At 63.3% G+C, this 17548-nt stretch carries 11 protein-coding genes; 3 read left to right on the top strand and 8 right to left on the bottom strand.

Annotated features, from left to right (window positions below; genetic code table 11):
* Positions 1-78: 78 nt before the first annotated feature.
* Complete coding sequence (locus RA164_RS14915; RefSeq protein WP_329741624.1) at positions 79-1413, top strand: APC family permease; 1335 nt, start codon at positions 79-81, stop codon at positions 1411-1413.
* A 71-nt stretch (positions 1414-1484) separates the two neighbouring features.
* Positions 1485-3632, top strand: a complete 2148-nt coding sequence (locus RA164_RS14910) for a beta-agarase (protein WP_329741623.1) — start codon at positions 1485-1487, stop codon at positions 3630-3632.
* Between the two features lie 21 nt (positions 3633-3653).
* Here RA164_RS14910 and RA164_RS14905 read toward each other — a convergent pair whose 3' ends face one another.
* From RA164_RS14905 to RA164_RS14890, 4 genes are all read right to left on the bottom strand, one after another.
* Positions 3654-5006, bottom strand: coding sequence for a DNA polymerase Y family protein (locus RA164_RS14905; protein WP_329741622.1), 1353 nt, complete (start codon positions 5004-5006; stop codon positions 3654-3656).
* 345 nt (positions 5007-5351) lie between these two features.
* Positions 5352-8213 carry a beta-galactosidase gene (locus RA164_RS14900; RefSeq protein ID WP_329741621.1) on the bottom strand — a complete coding sequence of 954 codons (2862 nt, stop codon included), beginning with the start codon at positions 8211-8213 and terminating at the stop codon, positions 5352-5354.
* Between the two features lie 184 nt (positions 8214-8397).
* Positions 8398-9252, bottom strand: coding sequence for an aldose 1-epimerase (locus RA164_RS14895; protein WP_412731047.1), 855 nt, complete (start codon positions 9250-9252; stop codon positions 8398-8400).
* A gap of 81 nt (positions 9253-9333) precedes the next feature.
* Complete coding sequence (locus RA164_RS14890) at positions 9334-10539, bottom strand: glycoside hydrolase family 27 protein (protein ID WP_329741619.1); 1206 nt, start codon at positions 10537-10539, stop codon at positions 9334-9336.
* Positions 10540-10630: 91 nt separating this feature from the next.
* On the opposite strand from RA164_RS14890, the gene RA164_RS14885 reads away from it, so the two are divergent.
* Positions 10631-10762 carry a hypothetical protein gene (locus RA164_RS14885; RefSeq protein WP_329741618.1) on the top strand — a complete coding sequence of 44 codons (132 nt, stop codon included), beginning with the start codon at positions 10631-10633 and terminating at the stop codon, positions 10760-10762.
* Here RA164_RS14885 and RA164_RS14880 read toward each other — a convergent pair whose 3' ends face one another.
* From RA164_RS14880 to RA164_RS14865, 4 genes are all read right to left on the bottom strand, one after another.
* Positions 10763-13615, bottom strand: a complete 2853-nt coding sequence (locus tag RA164_RS14880; protein ID WP_329741617.1) for a TonB-dependent receptor — start codon at positions 13613-13615, stop codon at positions 10763-10765.
* A gap of 807 nt (positions 13616-14422) precedes the next feature.
* Positions 14423-15814 carry a sugar porter family MFS transporter gene (locus RA164_RS14875; RefSeq protein WP_412731046.1) on the bottom strand — a complete coding sequence of 464 codons (1392 nt, stop codon included), beginning with the start codon at positions 15812-15814 and terminating at the stop codon, positions 14423-14425.
* 59 nt (positions 15815-15873) lie between these two features.
* The gene (locus tag RA164_RS14870) at positions 15874-16779 is read right to left on the bottom strand and encodes an SMP-30/gluconolactonase/LRE family protein (RefSeq protein ID WP_329741616.1); all 906 of its coding nucleotides are present in this window, start codon (positions 16777-16779) and stop codon (positions 15874-15876) included.
* The gene (locus RA164_RS14865) at positions 16776-17543 is read right to left on the bottom strand and encodes an SDR family NAD(P)-dependent oxidoreductase (protein WP_329741615.1); all 768 of its coding nucleotides are present in this window, start codon (positions 17541-17543) and stop codon (positions 16776-16778) included. Before RA164_RS14865 ends, RA164_RS14870 begins: the two co-directional genes overlap by 4 nt.
* Between the last annotated feature and the right edge of the window lie 5 nt (positions 17544-17548).

The raw sequence follows: 17548 nt of genomic DNA, 5'->3' as shown, positions 1-17548 counted from the left end.
GACGGACGCTCCCGACATCTGTCACGCACAGCGCCGTCGGGACTGGTCGAAACCTCTCTGCTCAGGCATGGTTGCCGGATGACGACCGAAACCAGTCCCAACGCCTACCTGCGCCGTCTCGGCGTATGGGACGGCGCGATGATCGTGATCGGCGGCGTGATCGGCGCCGGCATCTTCCGCACACCGGCCACGGTGGCTGCACGCACCTCGTCCGGCTTGCCGCTGCTGGCCTTGTGGGTGCTGGGCGGCCTGCTCACGCTGGCCGGGGTGCTGTGCTACGCCGAGCTGGGTTCGCGGCGCCCGCAGGCGGGTGGCATCTACCTGTACCTGCGCGAGGCGTTCGGCAACGTGCCGGCCTTCCTGTTCGGTTGGACGATGGCGCTGATCAACTACCCCGGCAGCGTGGCCGCGGTGGCTACCACTTTCGCCGACTATTTCTGCGAGGCCATCGGCCTGCCGCTGCTGTGGCTGAAGCCGGTGGCGGTGGCGGCGATCGTGTTCATCGTGGGGGTCAACCTGTTCGGCATCCGCGCGGGCGCGTTGATGCAGAACATCTTCGCAGTGCTGAAGCTGGGCGCGATCGCCCTGCTGGTCGCGGTAGGGCTGGCACTGGCACACGGTCACCTGGGTGGCGTGCTGGCGGCGGACACCGTGCATCCTGCATCGCGCGGCGCCTTCGTCGGCGCACTGCTGCCGGTGCTGTTCAGCTACGGCGGCTTCCATTACCTCAACGACCTGGCCGGCGAAGTGCGCGATCCGCAGCGCACCCTGCCACGGGCGCTGGCGCTGGGCATGACCGGCGTGGTGGTGGCCTATGTACTGGCCAACGTGGCCTATCTGGCGGGGCTGGGGCATGCGGGTCTTGCCGCCAGCCAGGCGCCGGCGGCCGACCTGGTGAGTCACCTCTTCGGCAGCACCGGGGCCAAGGTCATCGCAGTGGGCATCGCCTGTTCCACTTTCGGCTACTGCAGCATCGCCATCGCCGGTGGCGCGCGGGTCCTGCAGACGATGGGGGCGGACGGCATGCTGTTTCGCGCCGTGGGTTACATCGACCGCCGCACGCGCGCGCCGCAGGTGGCGCTGGCCGTGCTGGGTGCATGGACGGTCGTGCTCACGCTGTGGGGCAATTTCGGCCAGCTGGTCGACTACACCACGGTGGGCGAGTGGCTCGGTCACGCGTTCGGTATCGGCACGCTGTTCTGGTACCGCTGGAAGTTCGTCGACGAGCCGGCGCCGTTCCGAGTGCCGTTGTTTCCGTTGTTGCCGCTGCTGTTCGTGGTGACGGTGCTGGGAGTGATCGTGGCCACCACGATCGAGACGCCGGGGGACGCCGGCATGAGCCTGCTGATCATCGCGCTGGGCCTGCCGGTGTATGCATTGTGGCGAGTCTGGCAGCGACGCAGCGCGCACTGACAGACAAGGTTCGGGGCATGCGCAGACATGCCCGATCGATTCCGTCGCGGAGGTGTCCGGTGATGCATGGCATGAAGTGGCTCGGTGCATGTGTGCTCGGTATGTGGCTGGTAGCGCCGGCTTCGGCCACGCAGTGGGTCGACCTGGCCGGTCCGACGTCATCGGTACGGGTCGGGTTGCAGCAGGTGTCGCCGGTGACAGCACCCGAACGCGCGAATGACGGCGTGCTGCAGCGACGCTATGTGTTCCAGCCATCACCACATCCCCAGCTGACGATCCGGCCCGACGCCGGCACATGGAACTGGCGCGGTCAGGGCGAACTGCACCTGCGCCTGCAGAACGCGATGCCGTGGGCGGTCACCGTGCAGATCGCGGTGGACAGCGGGTCGGGGCAACATCTCGATACCACCGTCGGCGTGCCTGCCGGGCCGCCGCAGACAGTAGTGGTGCCGCTGCACGCCATCTCGCCGCGTCGCTTCGGCATGCAGGTCGGGCCGCTGATGCCGTTCGACGACCACGGGCAGCCGATGCTGCTGGCGACCACGGTGCGGGGCGCGATCGACCTCGCGGCGGTGCATGCGGTGCGGCTGTCGATACCTGCGCCACAGGCAGCACAGACGCTGCTGCTGGGCCGGCTGGGCACGGTGCCTGGTGATGCCGTGCTGCATGCGGCCTATGCCGACATCGTCGATCGCTACGGCCAGTACACGCGTGGCAGCTGGCCGCAGAAAATCGCCAGCGACGCGGCCCTGCGCGCCGCCCACGCGAAGGCCGCTGCAGCGCTGAAAGCGGAGCTGGCCGAATCCGGCAAGGACCTGGACGTCTATGGCGGGCTGCGGAATGTCCTGCTGCGCAGGACCGGCTGGTTCCACACACAGAAACGTGACGGTCGCTGGTGGCTGGTGACACCGGACGGCCATGGCTTCTTCTCGCTGGGCGTGAATGCCGTGGCGGCGCAGCAGGTGCGCAGCTATGTGCAGGGACGTGCCTACATGTTCCGCGACCTGCCGCCGGATAGTGGACCGTGGGCCGCGTTCTGGGGGCGTGGCGACGATCGTCGGCCGGACAGCGGCGCTAGTGCGGGCATGGGCGACAACCATGGCCGCTGGTTCGACTTCTATGCCGCCAACCTCTACCGCATCGACGGCCCCGGCTGGCTGGATGCCTGGCGCCGGCTGACCCTGGAACGTCTGAAGGCCTGGGGGTTCAACACGCTCGGCAACTGGAGCGACCCGGCACTGGGCGTGATGCACCGGCTGGCGTACACACTGCCGATCAACATCCGGGGCGATTTCGCCCATGTCTCCAGCGGCTACGACTACTGGGGCCGCATGCCCGATCCGTTCGACCCGCGTTTCGCGCAGGCAGCGGCCGCCGCCGTGGCGAAGGCGACGCGGGGCGTGCGCAACGATCCCTGGTTGCTCGGCTACTTCGCAGACAACGAACTGGCCTGGGCCAGCATCGGCCCGCAAGGCCGCTGGGGGCTGGCGTTGGGCACCCTGCGCGGCGGGCCGCGCAGCCCGGCCAAGCAGGCGTTCATCGCGGACCTGGAAAAAGAGTACGGCACGCCGCAGAAACTGGCCGCCGCCTGGGGCATCGCACTGGGTGCGTGGCAGGCGCTGGACGCTGCCGGTTTCGCGGCGCCGCTGCCGGACGCGGCGCATCCGGCCATCGCCGGCGACTACAGCGCATGGCTGCGACGTTACGCCGACACCTATTTCCGCATCGTGGCGCAGGCGATCCATCATGACGACCCGCATCACCTGTTCCTGGGCGGCCGCTTCGCGGTCAACACGCCGGAAGCGGTGGCGGCCTGCGCGCGGTATTGCGACGTGGTGAGCTTCAACATCTACGCCGACCTGCCGCAACACGGCTTCGACGAGGCTGCGCTGCGCCGGCTGGACAAGCCGGTGCTGATCACCGAATTCCACTTTGGCTCCGACGACCGCGGGCCGTTCGGCAAGGGCGTGGCGTCGGTGTGGACCGAAGCTCAGCGCGGACAGGCCTATGCGCGCTACGTGCAGGCCGCCGCGGCCGATCCCCTGATCGTCGGTGCGCACTGGTTCGAATACGTGGACGAACCCGTCGCCGGGCGCCTGCTCGACGGCGAGAACAGCCACATCGGCCTGGTCGGCGTCACCGACCTACCATTCGCCGGTTTCGTGAAAGCGGTGCGGCAGACCAACCGGCGTGTGCAGGACGGTCTGGGACGACATTAGCCGTGGCAGTCGGTTGTCGCGTCAACGCGGATTGCGTTCCTTCTCGCGTTGCCGGTGACTGCCTTCGGCGATGGCCTTGAAGCGGTTGATCGATTGCAGCCACAGCGCGTTGTGTTCGGCTTCCTTTTCGCTGCCGGCATCGGGAATGCGGCTGAAGGGAATGCGCATCGGCGCGGCATCCTGTGCCAGCGCGGCCTGCATGCCGCCGAAGTAGACCTTGTTGAGGCCGAACTTCGCGTTGATGCGGTCGACCACCGTGTCGACGCCGGGGCGCTGCGTGGCAGGCGCGAACAGCGAGCCGGTGCTGTGCCGGCGTTCGACCAACTGGTACAGGGTGACGCTGACCGACAGCGGCACCGCGCGCGCCGGACCGGGCAGCGGACGTCGGCCGGGATGGCGGCCGTCCAGCGCCATGGTCAGCAGATGCAGCAGTTCGCGGCTGTCGCCGGTGGGTTCGAAGCGCAGGTCGCGTTCCCAGCGCGCGTCGATGCCGACGAAGCGGATGCGCACCGCCATGGCGCCGGCCAGCAGTTCGTCGCGGCGCAGCCGCATCGCCGCTTTCACCAGCAATTTTTTCAGTACGGCGCGGGCGCCCTCGGGGTGGCGCAGTTCGGGGCCGAGCACGTGCGAGTGACCGAGTGAGCTGCGTTCGGTTTCGGGCGTGGTCAGCCAGGCGCCGCGAAGCAGGCTCCACATGCGTTCGCCTTCGATGCCGCCCCAGGCACGTCGCAGCAGCAGTTTCGAGGCGGCGGTGAGCTGCGCCACGGTGAAAATGCCCTCGGCCTGCAGGCGTGCTTCCATCGACGCGCCGATGCCGCACAGGTCGCGCAGTGCCAGGCCGTGCAGGGCCTGGGGCAGGTCGGCCTGCTCGATCACGGTAAGCCCATCGGGCTTGTGCATGTCCGAAGCGGTCTTGGCGAGAAAGGCGTTGGGCGCGATGCCGATGGAGCAGCGGATCGCACCGCCAGGCGCGACCTTGGCGATCTCGTGCTTCACCTGCCGGGCGATCTGTTCGGCTACTTCGCGCTGGCGTTGCCGGCCGATCAGTTCGCACGCCATTTCGTCGATCGAACCGACGTGGGCGATCGGAATGGCGCGGTCGATCGCCTGCTTCAGCGTGGTGTGCCAGGCCACGTAGCGGTCCGGGCGTGCCGTGACAATGACGATGCCGGGGCAGCGCTGCCGTGCCTCGCGCACCATCGTGCCGGTGCCGACGCCACGGTCCTTGGCTTCGTAGCTGGCGGCGATCAGGCTGGTGGTTTCCGCGTCCACCGGCGCCACGCCCACTGGCCGGCCGCGCAGCGACGGCGTCTCGTGCTGCTCGACCGAGGCGAAATAGCTGTTGAAGTCGACGAACAGGCTGCGCAGGCTCATGACACGGATTCCGGGGCGGTCCGGTATGTATAGCTTGCTCCTGTCGCGCAGGCAGAGACAGCCGTTACTGGCTACCGGCAGGCACGGCACTGGCCGCGCCTGCCGGTAGCGCAATTTGTGCACGATGGCGACAACCGCGATCGCCTTGGCCGGCTGCTCGAATATCAGCTGGCCATGTCCGCGATGGACCGGGTTGGCGACCGGGTGCCGCCGCAGATGCCCTGTCCGGGATCTGCGGCGGACGGTCCCTTGACCGCCGGTGCCGGGGTGCCCGGGAGCATCGGCGCGACAAGTGCAGGCGGCTTCATTCCGATGCCTGTCTTGCAGCGCGATGCTCCGGGCATGTCACTTCCCCGCCGGGATCGTGCTTACGTCGATCGGCGAGGTGTACGAGCCGAAGTCGACCAGCGAGACGCGGCCCAGGCCGCCCGGCGTGCGATCGGTCTTCCACACGGCGATGGTGATGTTGTTGTTGCCGTGGGGGTCGATCACGCCGTCGGGAATCGGGAAGCGGTGCTGCGGTCCCAGGTCGGCGACGTAATTGCCCATCTGCCAGCCGTTGACGAAGATCATCGCGCGATAGTGCCGGCCCGGCGGGTCCTTGATCTGCAGACCCAGCGAGGTGTCCTGGCCCTTGGGCAGGTCGAGCGGAACGCTGGTGCGATACCAGGTCACCCCGGGCGTGCTGGTGTCGGCCGGCAGCGTGGCGGGGTGCCAGTCGGCCGGGTTGCCGGGCTTGATCGGCCATTCCCTGCGCTCGCCGTAAAGCCCGCCGAAGTTGTAGGGACCACGCAGCGGGCTCTCGTCGACGATCGCGCCCTGCAGTCGCCAGGTAATCGCGTTTGCCGTGGCTCCGACCGGTTCGGCCGAGACGATGCCGCGGGCGGTGCGGTTCTCGCCGGTGGAGTCGTAATCCTCCTCGTGTCCCATGTCGACGGTGAGTACCGAGACGACGTTGTCACCCGGCACGATCATGCGGCTGGGGAAGCTGAAGGCGCCCAGTTCGCTGCCTGTCACGCTGCCGAGGAAATGACCGTTGAGCCACACCGTGAAGGCGCCCGCCTTGCCGCCGCTCATGACCTTGAGCTTGAGCCCGGTAGGGGCGACGTGACCGGTGTTGACGGTGAAGTGGCCGCGGTACCAGGTGTTGCCGGTGTGGAAACCGTAATCGTCGGCAAACAGCACCGGCAGCGTGCCGGGCTTGGTGACGCTGCTGGTGGTCGTGCGATTGGCGATCTTCCAATGGGCGTCGTCGAAGTTGCGGGCGATCTCCGGCGCGCCGGTGCGGCGCGTCCAGTGGTCGAGTGTCGGCAGCACGACCGGTCGCGGTGCCGGCAGGGTCAGCGCAAGGGCTCCGGATGCCGTGCGGGTGGCGGACAGCGGGCGACCGTTCCAGGTGACCCGGCTTGCATCGCCGGCAAACAGCCATGCATGGGTGTCGCTGTCGCCATCGCCGGTCAGCGCGAGGGTGCCGTCGTCGTAATGTGCGCTGCGAAGCAGGTGCGAGCCGATCATCAGCACCGGACCGCGTGACGTGTCCTGCCGCCAGATCGACTGGGTGGCCCGGTTGTCGCCGATCAGCAGCAGCAGCGGCTTGCTGCCGCCCTCGATCAGCACCTGCGCCAGGCCGTCATGTCGGTAGTCCAGCCGCAGTCCATGCTGTTCCCAGTGCGATGTCACATGACCTGCAAGCACGGTCACCTTTGGCCTGGCGGCAAAGCCGAGCAGGGTCTCGCCGTCGGTGCCATGACGACCGTAGAGCACGGCGACATCGCGGCTGCCGATGGTCGCGATGGTCATCAGTTCGGACGTCGAATAGATCATCCGGGTCGCGTCGAACGTGTAGTCGGCGAGCAGCAGCTTGCTCTCGCGGCCATCGATGGTGAGCGTGGTGCCGGCTTGCTGCGGGATGCTGAAACGGCCTTCCTTCAATGACAGCGTCAGGTGCGCCTGCTCGACGCTCGACGCGGTGGTGTCGCCGTGGCGCACCAGATGGAACTGCGTGCCGGTGTCCGGATTGATCCGTGCCCGGTCGATCAGGCGCGGGTCGTCGAGCCGTCCCGGCTGCATCGGGTTGGTCTTGGTGATCGGCGTGACGGCGTGGAGGAAATAGCCGATCCGCTTGTCCTCGTAATACTTGGGGTCGAACTGCCGCCCTTCGGTAATGGCGGCACCGTAGTCGTAGGACGTGTAGTTCTGCGGGATCGCCTGCCAGCCCCACGACGTGCCGCCGTAGAGCATGTAGAAATTCTGGGCCGTGGCCCCGGCAGCGATGTTTTCCTTGTAGAAGACGTTGGCGAAGCGGTCGTTGATCAGCTGCGCGCACTTGGCATAGCCCGGACCGCCCCACGGGTCGAACGCGCCGCCCTGGAACTCGGCGGTGAACAGCGGCTCGCCGGCAAAGTGATGTGCGGCCATGTCGGGCGCCGGTTTCCACTGCGACGGATGCGAGCAGTCGAAGCCCTGCGGGTAGTAATCCCAGCCGCTGACATCGACGGCGCCCTTACCGGTGACGAAGGTGGCGTTATGGTTGCCGACCAGCGGCACCGTGATGCCGTCGGCACGCGCCTTGTCCTCAAGGTGCTGCATGTAAGCACGGCCCGCAGGCGAGCCGTTGTAGTACTCGTTCTCGACCTGGTAGGCGATCACCGTGCCGCGCCCGTCGGTGAGCTGATGCCGGGCGAGGATACGGTCGATCTGCGTCATCCACTGGTCGGCAAGCTTGAGGTAGGCCGGGTCCGGGCTGCGGTTCCTGACCGGTTTCTCGGTCAGCCACAGCGGGAAGCCGCCACTGTCGACCTCGGCGTTGATGTAGGGACCGGGACGAGCGATCACGTAGATGCCGGCGTCGCGTGCGTCGTCGAGCAGTTTGTCGAGATCGCGCACGCCGCTGAAGTCGTACTGGCCGTCGCGCGGCGAGTGGTAACCCCAGGAGAAATAGATCGATGCGGTGTTGAACCCGGCCGCCTTCATCTTCTGGAAGATGTCCGGCCACAACCCGGGGCTCGGCAGCCGGTAGGGGTGGAATTCGCCCGACCAGATATAGGTCCGCTTGCCGTCGATCAGGAAGCTGTATTTGTCGAAGGTGATGCGGTGGGTCTTCGGTGCGGATGCTGCCGCTCTGGTGTCGGTGCTGGCCGGGGCCGCCGCCGTGAGCGCGAGGCTGCTGGCGATCAGTGCAGCCTTGATCCATTGAGTACGCGTCATTGCCATCTTCCTCATATAAAGATCAATCGATCTGACATTGCACCTGCACTTCGGGACGCTGCTGATTCATCGACGTGTGTTTCAGCGAAGTGGGCGATGCCTGATGGTGAGAGTTGATGAAAGTGTTCGTGGCAGTAGTTCGTGGCAGTAGAAAGAAATTTCATGCGCAACTTATCCGTTCCGATCAGTCTTTCGGCATATCGAGCACGCTGAACACGAATCGACGTTGAAGCGTGGCTCGTGGCGAAAGCATCGTCATCCCATGCTTGTCCGGTCCTCCTGGAAGATGCACGGCGTTGATGGGATGGTCGACCGGTTCGAAGCAGAAGAAGTCGCGGTCGGCTGGCGTATAGAGCACGAAAGCATCGGTTCCGGCGTCGATCCGCAACCCAAGCTGCGATCCAGGCCAATGGATCACAGCTTCGCCCGTCCAGCCTTGAAAGGCATTGTCGATACCTTGTTCCGGTAATGCGCGTTCGGCGCGAAAGTCCCACTCCGGTGGAATATCGACATATTGGGTCGGCAGAGGCGTTTGACCGTTATTGAGCCAAACATTGGATGCCGGCGCCATCAAGCGCACGCTGTCGCCACGGTTAAAAAATGGGTGCAGTCCGAGCCCGAAGGGCATCGATAGCGAGGCGATGTTGGTGACAGCCATATCGACCTGCAGGGCGTCTTCGAGCAAGGTGTATTGCAGACTCGCCTCGTAGCAATAAGCCGTGGCAGAGCGCTGCGTCAGGGAAAGCCTTATTTCGTGGGTTGTATGTGACGTCACTTGCCATGCACGTTGCCAGCCACTGCCGTGGATGGGCCAGGGTTCATCTTCGCGGTTGCTCGACAAAGGTATCCAGCGGCCTTCCACTTCGAATCCGTTGTCGGAGATGCGATTGCTCCAGGGCACCAGGGGAAAACAGGAAAGTTGGTTGGGGTCGATACGATGCCCTGAAGGCTTGTAACGTCGCATCAAGGAAATCGGTTCGTTGCGGCCATGCCAGTCGAAGCCGGCGATGCCACCGCCGGCTTCGGCAAGGACCTGCACACTGAGTGACCTGTTTTTTATTTGCAGCACGATGGGTCACTACGGCGTGGAGGCATGTGCGAATCAGTCATCGCCTGCATTTCAAAGGCGGCTGATGCGATACATCGCAGTCGCATGCGCTGGGAGGTCGATTTTGATGGAGCCGTCGCCCGTCCGAGCCCTGTGCGTCCACAGATTTCGGAAGCGATAGTTCATACCCTTCTTCAGGTCTATCTCGGAGGCACTTATGCTCACCTTGCGTGCAGTATCGGTCTCGTTGAATACCGCCACGGCTTCACTGCCACCCTCGAGTGGCTTGACGATGACGTGGATGCCATTCGTGTCGCTCACCTGTCTGCCTTGTACGCCCAGCGGGTCCTGATCTACCGCGATCACATCCTTGTTGAGCAGAATCTTCAGCGCGTCCGGCTTGATCGTGCGCAGGTCGGTGCCAATGAGTAGTGGTGCGGCCATGATCGACCAGAGGCTGAACTGACTGCGGTATTCGACATCGGTCATGCCGCCGTTGCCCACCTCGAGCATGTCCGGATCATTCCAGTGGCCAGGTGTGGCGTATTTGGCGAGTACCACGTTCTGCTTGAAGTTCTTCAACATCGAAGCGTAGTTGTCGCTGATGTCACCAGTGGTGCGCCACGATCCAGCGTCGACCGGTGGCTTTCCGGCCCAAAGCCACGGCTTGTTCTCGCCCCACTCGCACACGCTGAAGAATATAGGCCTGCCAGTCGCACGAAGTGCTTCAGCCATCGCGGTATAGCGCTTCAACGCAGGGACATTCTGGTTGTTGCAGTTGTCGTACTTCAGGTAGTCCACGCCCCAGGACGCGAACGTCGCGGCATCCTGTTTCTCGTGTCCCAGACCGCCAGGAAATCCACGGTTCTCTTCCAATGGTTGGCAGGTGGAAGTGCCTGCGCTCGAATACAGGCCGAACTTCAGACCCTTGCTGTGGATGTAGTCGGCCAGGGCCTTGATGCCGCTCGGGAAGCGCTTGGGGTTCGCTTCGAGCCTGCCGTTCTTGTCACGCTTCCAGTTGGCCCAGCAGTCGTCGATGTTGACGTAACGGTAGCCTGCATCGCGCAGACCAAGGCTTATGAATTTATTGGCGATGCCCCGGATCATCTTTTCATTGAATGCAGGGCGGCAGTGAGTGGAGTTCCAGTTGTTGAAGCCCATCTGTGGCAGCGCGGGTGCGCTCTGTGCGGCCATGACGGGTGTAGCACCCATAGCGATCGTAATGGTAATGACAAGCGGTGTTGCCGCCTTTGGCAAGCAGCGTAGGAAGCGATTCATCGATTTCTCTCCACCTTGTAGTGATGAGGTCGGCAGATGCCGGAGTGTTCGTGCCTAGACACATTCATGTCGTTGCGCTGCCACGGTGGTCATGGAATTCAAGCTGGCCATGGTCGATGGGATGCTCTGGCATGCAGATGACGAAGTATCCGTTGCAGAAGTAAAAGACGCCGGTTCCGAAGCGGTACCTGGAACCGGCGCACGGGCTGGGGAGCGCCATTAGTTAGAATGTGCCGCGTATGCCCACGGTATACACCGTGCCGTCAGCTTCCGCGTACAGGAAACGGTTCGGATACACGGAGTAGTCGTAAAGATGCGACTGGGTCAGATTCGTGCCATACACGAACAGCGAGACGTGATGGTTGATTTTGTAGCTAGCACTCAGGTCAAGCTCTCCATAGGCGGTACGCGTGGCGGGCTGGGCACCTGATCCATAAGCGAGACTTTCCAGATATTTACCGCGCCAGTTGTAGGCCAGGCGCACTTGCCAGCGGCCCTTTTCGTAGTACCCACTGAGGTTCGCCGAATCACCGATACCCGGTACTGCAAACTTGCCGGAGGCGGCAATCGTTCCAGGATTGAGATTGGCGCTGCTGCTGACGTGCGTGTAGTTGAAGGCCATGCCGAGGCCGTCGAACGGTGCGGGAAGAAGATGATTGAACTGATAGTTGAAGGTCAGTTCTTCACCATAGATATTTGCCGAATTCAGGTTGATCGGTTCGCTCAGTGACCATGTTTGGCCGAGGAACTGTACGGGAGTGCTTACGATCGTGCTGAAGTTGCTGACCTTCTTGTAGAAACCTTCAACTGCCAAATAGCTGGAGTCGTTGATGTACCACTCCAGGCCGGTGTCGTAGTTGATCGATGTATACGGTTGAAGATTGGGGTTGCCCTGGGAGATCGTCAGCGATTCCGGACGAGTACCGAAGCTCTGGTTGTAATAAAGATTGTTCAGTGCCGGAGGAGTCAGCGTTTTGGAGAACGCCAGACGATAGATCAGGTTGTCAAGCAAGTTCAGCTTGAAGTTGATGGAAGGGAGCCACTTGTGATAACCGCCGGTCGCGGACTGCGGCTTCAATGGTCCGAATGTGACCTGGCTCGCACTGCTGTCATTGGGATCGACGTAGTAGCTAATGGGCTCTTGAAAGATCGCCTGCGATACGGAGCTCACGTGCATATATCGCGCACCGACATCGAGAGTCCATGGCATCTCCCACATCGAGCCTTCGAAAACAGCCTTGACGAAAGCGGCTTTGTCGGTTTCTTGCACTTCGTTGAAGCTGCCCGGATTGAGCTTGGGTCCGAAGCTGCCGTATTGGGCAAGTGCCGCAAGCAGGGCCGCACGCTTGTCCGGAGTCAGCTGATTGTAGGCCGCGGGGGTTGTCAGCCACTTCATGTATTCCAGGGCGTTGTACTGAATCCACTGTCTTGGAAGGCCCGGCTGCGAAACGCCGCTGATTGGCGAAGGTGGTGTGTAGATATAGGCGCCGACGGCGCTGGCAGGCACCGACACCGCATAACCACAGTAGGCATTGCAGAGTATGCCCTGGGGAGTAACCCACTGGACGGATTTGTTGTACTGCTTGTTTTCTTGTACGCCGAATTCCAAAGTGGAAAGAAGTCCGCTCTCAAAATCCTTCGAGAGGTTCAGCTGATATTCGGTGATGCCGTCAGTGACATTGTTGGATTGGCCGCCTTCATTGCAGCAGTGCGCATACAGATCCCCCATGTTGGTGGTGGAAAGGATATTGGTATAGCTCGGTGGACTGCTGTTGCCATTGTTTGTCCAGGTCGGATTGACGCCAACATTGCGTGTGCCGATCACCGAGAAGTATCCGTTGGGGCTCTGCTTGTTCCATGCCTTGGATTTGGAAACGTCCAGTGTGACCGTGGTCGAAGGGTCGACATTGAATGCGAAGTTCAATCCGTTCTGCTGCATGAACTCGTCGCTTGGATTGTAGGAAACGACATAATCGTTCGACATCGTGCCGGTATTTTTCCGAACATAGTTCAACACGGTGTTGTTGCTGTCCGTGGTGAGTGACTGGATGTCGCCTGCGTTGCCGTACTCGCCGAATTCGTGCTCCAGCGGATTGATGTGGTAGCTCGCATATAGGGTGTCGAACTGGATGGTGAGGCGATCAATCGGTTGCCAGTCGATGGCGCCGGTGAAGCTCTTGCGCGTACGTTGCTCGTTGATGACGTTGTTTGCCAGCGTCTCCGGTATGGCGACATGCGTGTAGTTGGGGTTGCTCAACCCGGAAAGCTTTGAAATGTCCTGGTTCGCATACCAGGAGCTTGCCTGGGTGTTGATTTGAGTATCGTCACGCCTGTAGTACTGCGCTGACATCAACCAGCCGAAGGTGTGCTTCGCATTCGTCCAGCCGACGAGGCCCGATGCATTGGGTGTGGTCTTCCCGGACCAGCTTCCGGTCAGATTGTTGTTGACGCCTGCAACGCTGCCTGTTGCGTGAAAGCCATTGAAGTCCAGCGGTCGTGCTGTCTGGATGTTCACGACACCACCGATATCGACCTCCGAGATATCAGCGGACGAAGTCTTGTTGACCTGTGCGACGCTGATGATGTCCGACGGAAGCACCGCGAAATCGAAAGCGCGTGAACCCGAAGCAGTAGCCATCTGGCGGCCGTTGATCGTCACCGCGACGAAGTTGGGGCCGAAGCCTCGAATTGCGATCTGGCTGGACTCACCACCGCTGCGATTGACCGATACGCCCGGTACACGCTGCAGTGCGTCGGCGACATTGGGGTCCGGGAACTTGCCTGCTTCTTCCGCAGAGATGGAGTCGACGACGTTGACGGCATTCTGTTTGATGGATTCGGCACGCTGAATCGCCGCGAGCTGGCCCGTGACGCTGATCGCCGTCAGATTGACCACCTTCTTCTTCTTGTTGTTCTTGGTACTCGTGGTCTTGTGGGAAGACGTGACGGATGCGCTGGGGGCGGCGGCGGATGCGCCGGTCTGCGCATAACTAGGCATGCTATAGCCGAGTACGCCGGCTCCCGCCATGATGGCAAGTGCTTGGCACACTGAGAACGTCAGTTTTGTTCGTTGCATGGATTTCCCCTAAATGCGAAATGCTCGTGGACATGTATGTGAATTCGTGAACGATGAGCCTGGTGTCGCGCGGCGCCAGGCCTTTTGTTCGAATCGAGTCGTGCTACCCCTCAGTCGCGCGATTCAGATGCCGCTGCTATGTGGCGGCTACTCACTAGTTTTGAAGCAAATCCAACAGAACCTTTCCAAGCTACTTTGAGCGGCTCCTTCGTATCGCTCATCATTAAGTAGTATTTTAAGATAAAACGATTTGATCGTATGGCGTCAAGCTGCGCCGCAACATCCATATGCCGCTTTCGCTTGTTAGCTGGCGCGATGTGCATCGGTAGCCTGCAGATGAGCCAGCACATGCCCAGAATCGCGGTGCGTATGGACTTATGAGTCTTGCGGGGGGGGCGTGGTCCCAGTGTGCCGAGGGGCGCCGAATGTGCGGCTGTGCCTGGAGTCCGGCGGGCTACCCGTTGACGAGGGAGGGATGGCAGTCGTATGGAGCTTGACGGCCAGTTTTTGTCATGGGCCGCCCGGTGGTGCAGGATGCCGCCGAACGCCATAGTCCAGAGACGTGAGTCTCAATGGATGGCGGTGGAGTCAGGCTGCAGGAGTTCGAGCGCCGGATTGGCTGGCGGCCCTGGTCACTGGCGTCTATCAGGAGTCAACCAGTGACGGCGTTGCGTGACTGGCAGCAATCAATAGGTGAACCCGGGCAACAGCATGCTTGTCGCAAGTCTGTGTAGCCGGTTCGATTGATTCGGCACAAAAAAAGAAGCCTGCCGATCGGCAGGCTTCTTCTCATCTCTCCGGGCCTTGTTACTGCCCGATCCGACGCAGCGGCTTGCCGGCCATCAGGTTGCGCTCGATCTGTTCCAGCGTGACGCCCTTGGTCTCCGGCACCAGCCACAGGGTGAGGCCGATGAACACCACGTTGAAGGCGGCGTAGAGCCAGAAGGTCTTGGCGTCGCCGATGCTGTTGAGCAGCGGCAGGAACGACCAGCCCACGATGGCGTTGGCGACCCAGTTGGTGAGGGTGGAGCAGCCGATGCCGAAGTCGCGGCCCTTGAGCGGCTGGATTTCCGAGCACAGCGTCCAGATCAGCGGGCCGGCCGACATCGCGAAGCCGACGATGAAGATCAGCAGCATGCCGACGGTGAAGAACTGCTGGGCGTGGGTGTGGATGCCCAGATGCATCATGGTGCCGACCACGCCGAGGCCGATCGCCATCACCACGAAGCCGACATACAGGATCGGCTTGCGGCCCAGCCGGTCGACCAGGCCGATGGCGATGAAGGTGGCCAGCACGTTGACCAGACCCACCACCGCGGTGAACCACATCTGCGAGGCGGTGTCGTAGCCCATGCCCTGGAAGATGCGCGGTGCGTAATACATCACCACGTTCATGCCGGTCAGCTGCTGCATGACCTGCAGCAGCACGCCCAGATACACCGAGCGGCGGAAGTTCGAGTTCTGGAAGAACATGTGGATGCCGCGCTGCGGCGTCTTCAGCTGTTCCTCGATGTCGGCGATTTCCTTCTGGATGGTGTCCAGGCTGCCGCGCAGCTTGTGCAGCACGTGCTCGGCCTCCGGCTTGCGGCCACGCATCATCAGCCAGCGCGGGCTGTAGGGCAGGAACACCACGCCCAGCAGGAACAGCGCGCCGGGAATGGCGATCACGCCCAGCATCCAGCGCCAGTTGCCCGAGTAGCTGAAAGCGGTATCCGAAAGGAAGGCGACCAGGATGCCGATGGTGATCATCAGCTGGTACAGCGAGATCATCGCGCCGCGGATCGACTCCGGCGCGATCTCGGCCAGGTACAGCGGTGCGGTGAAGCTGGCCAGGCCGATCGCCACGCCCAGCACGAGCCGGCCCGCGATCAGCACGTCCGGTGTCCAGGCCACGCTGCACAGCAGCGAGCCGGCGACGAACAGCACCGCGCCGAGAATCAGCGAACGCTTGCGCCCGAGGTGGCCCGACAGCCAGCCGGCGATCAGCGCGCCGGCGGCGGCACCGACCATCATGATGCTGACGATCAGGCCGATGGTTTCGTCGCTGACCGCGAATTCCTTCTGGATGAACTGCTGCGCGCCGGAAATCACGCCGATGTCCAGTCCGAACATCAGGCCCGCCAACGCGGCGAGGATACAGACGAAGACCGCGGTGGCCTTCGAGTGACTGGCAACCGGAGTTGCGGTGGTGGCATTCATCGATCTCTCCCCGTGATTTGCCGTCTGGGCGGCTCTATTGGATGGCTACGAGATATGGATCATGCCCGATCAGCCGGCGGTTTGCCCGCAAAGCGTGGTTCAGGCAGTCCATGCGCCCCGACCGATGCGGCGAACAGCGCGCCGGCCTGCGGGTCGGCGGCCAGTGCTTTGTCGTCGAGGCCGTCGCGGGCGCTGGTGATGTAGAGCGTGTCGAGTGCGGCACCGCCCAAGGCGGGCCGGGTCGGCTGGCGTGCGGGTACAAGCACGATGCGGTCTGGACGGCCATCCGCGCGGTAGCGCACCACCCGGCCCATGCCCCATTGGGCATTCCACAGCCCACCATGGTCATCAATGCACGAGCCGTCCGGTTCGCCGGTCATGCCGCGCAGGTCGACAAAGGTGCGCGGGTTGCTCACCGTGTCGCCATAGTCGCAGCAGCGGATCGAACGGGTCGGCGAATCGCAGTAGTACATCGTGCCGCCGTCGGGGCTGAAGGCGATGCTGTTGCTGATCGCCACGCCTTCCAGCGGCAGGCGCCGCAAGGTGAGGTCGGCATCCAGGCGCCAGAAGCTGCCGATCGGCTGCTTCGCGCCACCGTCCTGCGGTTCGTGCAGGGTGCCGAAGACGAAGCGGCCCTGGCGGTCGCAGGCACCGTCGTTGCTGCGGGTGGGCAGTCCGGGTTCGATCTCGCACAGCGTGTGCAGCGCACCGTCCGCAAGACGGAAGAACGCCAGCCGCGAGGCCAGTGCCAGCAGCAGCCAGCCGTCCGTCTCGCACAAGGCAAACGAGCCCAGGCGTTCGGGCAGGGTCCATTGCCGCGTCTCGCCGTCGGCTGGGGTGTAACGCCACAGCGTGGCGGCCTGGATATCGGTCCAGTACAGGGCCTGCGCGCGGTCGCACCAGGTGACGCCTTCACCCAGCACGTTGCCCGCGTCCACCACGGCCCGGATAGCGGTACCGTTCATACCCAGCCGCCGTCGACGATGAAATCCTGGCCGGTGCACATGTGGCTGTCGTCGGCGGCGAGGAACAGCGCGGCGCGCGCCAGGTCATCGGCCATCAGGTAGCCGGGCATGCACTGCACGCGGGCGATCTCGGCCTCGCCCTCGGCATCCAGCCACAGCGCGCGCTGCTTCTCGGTGATCACCCAGCCGGGCACCAGCGCGTTGATGCGGATGTTCTGCCGTCCCAGCTCGCGGGCCATGCCGTTGACGAAGCCGTGGATGGCGGCCTTGGCCATCGCGTAGAGCGGGTAGCCGCTGTTCTTTTTCATCCATCCGGTCGAACCCAGGCAGATGATCGAGCCACCGCCGAGGGCCTGCATGTCGGGGATCACTGCGCGGGTGGCGAACACCTGATGGCGCAGGTTCACCGCTACGTTGCGCTCGAAGCCGGCTGCGTCCACGTCGGCCAGTGCATGGCGCACGTCGTTGGCGGCATTGTTGACCAGTGTCGCGATCGGGCCGACATGCGCGCGCGCGGCGCGGATGGCGCTCTCAAGCGCATCGAGGTCGGTGATATCGCAACGGAAGAATGCCGGGGTGTGCGCCACCTCGCCGAGACCGGCAAGCAGTGCCTCAGCACCGGCCTCGTCGATATCGAGGAAGGCCACCCTGGCGCCTTGGCGGGCGAAGTGTTCGACAAAGGCCGCGCCGATGCCGGTGGCGCCGCCGCTGATCAGGACGGCGCGGTCGCGCAGGCTGGGGTAGGTCGCATAGGAAGACGTCATCGTGC

The organism is Dyella sp. A6 (assembly GCF_036320485.1).
Classification (GTDB): domain Bacteria; phylum Pseudomonadota; class Gammaproteobacteria; order Xanthomonadales; family Rhodanobacteraceae; genus Rhodanobacter_A; species Rhodanobacter_A aluminiiresistens.
This window is presented reverse-complemented; position numbering and strand designations above follow the sequence as displayed.

What these genes read in the sequence shown, in the direction of transcription:
- RA164_RS14910 (WP_329741623.1), top strand. Translation starts at nt 1,485, where the DNA reads ATGAAGTGGCTCGGTGCATGTGTGCTCGGTATGTGGCTGGTAGCGCCG.
- RA164_RS14880 (WP_329741617.1), bottom strand. Translation starts at nt 13,615, where the DNA reads ATGCAACGAACAAAACTGACGTTCTCAGTGTGCCAAGCACTTGCCATC.
- RA164_RS14875 (WP_412731046.1), bottom strand. Translation starts at nt 15,814, where the DNA reads ATGAATGCCACCACCGCAACTCCGGTTGCCAGTCACTCGAAGGCCACC.
- RA164_RS14915 (WP_329741624.1), top strand. Translation starts at nt 79, where the DNA reads ATGACGACCGAAACCAGTCCCAACGCCTACCTGCGCCGTCTCGGCGTA.
- RA164_RS14890 (WP_329741619.1), bottom strand. Translation starts at nt 10,539, where the DNA reads ATGAATCGCTTCCTACGCTGCTTGCCAAAGGCGGCAACACCGCTTGTC.
- RA164_RS14905 (WP_329741622.1), bottom strand. Translation starts at nt 5,006, where the DNA reads ATGAGCCTGCGCAGCCTGTTCGTCGACTTCAACAGCTATTTCGCCTCG.
- RA164_RS14865 (WP_329741615.1), bottom strand. Translation starts at nt 17,543, where the DNA reads ATGACGTCTTCCTATGCGACCTACCCCAGCCTGCGCGACCGCGCCGTC.
- RA164_RS14900 (WP_329741621.1), bottom strand. Translation starts at nt 8,213, where the DNA reads ATGACGCGTACTCAATGGATCAAGGCTGCACTGATCGCCAGCAGCCTC.
- RA164_RS14870 (WP_329741616.1), bottom strand. Translation starts at nt 16,779, where the DNA reads ATGAACGGTACCGCTATCCGGGCCGTGGTGGACGCGGGCAACGTGCTG.
- RA164_RS14885 (WP_329741618.1), top strand. Translation starts at nt 10,631, where the DNA reads ATGGAATTCAAGCTGGCCATGGTCGATGGGATGCTCTGGCATGCAGAT.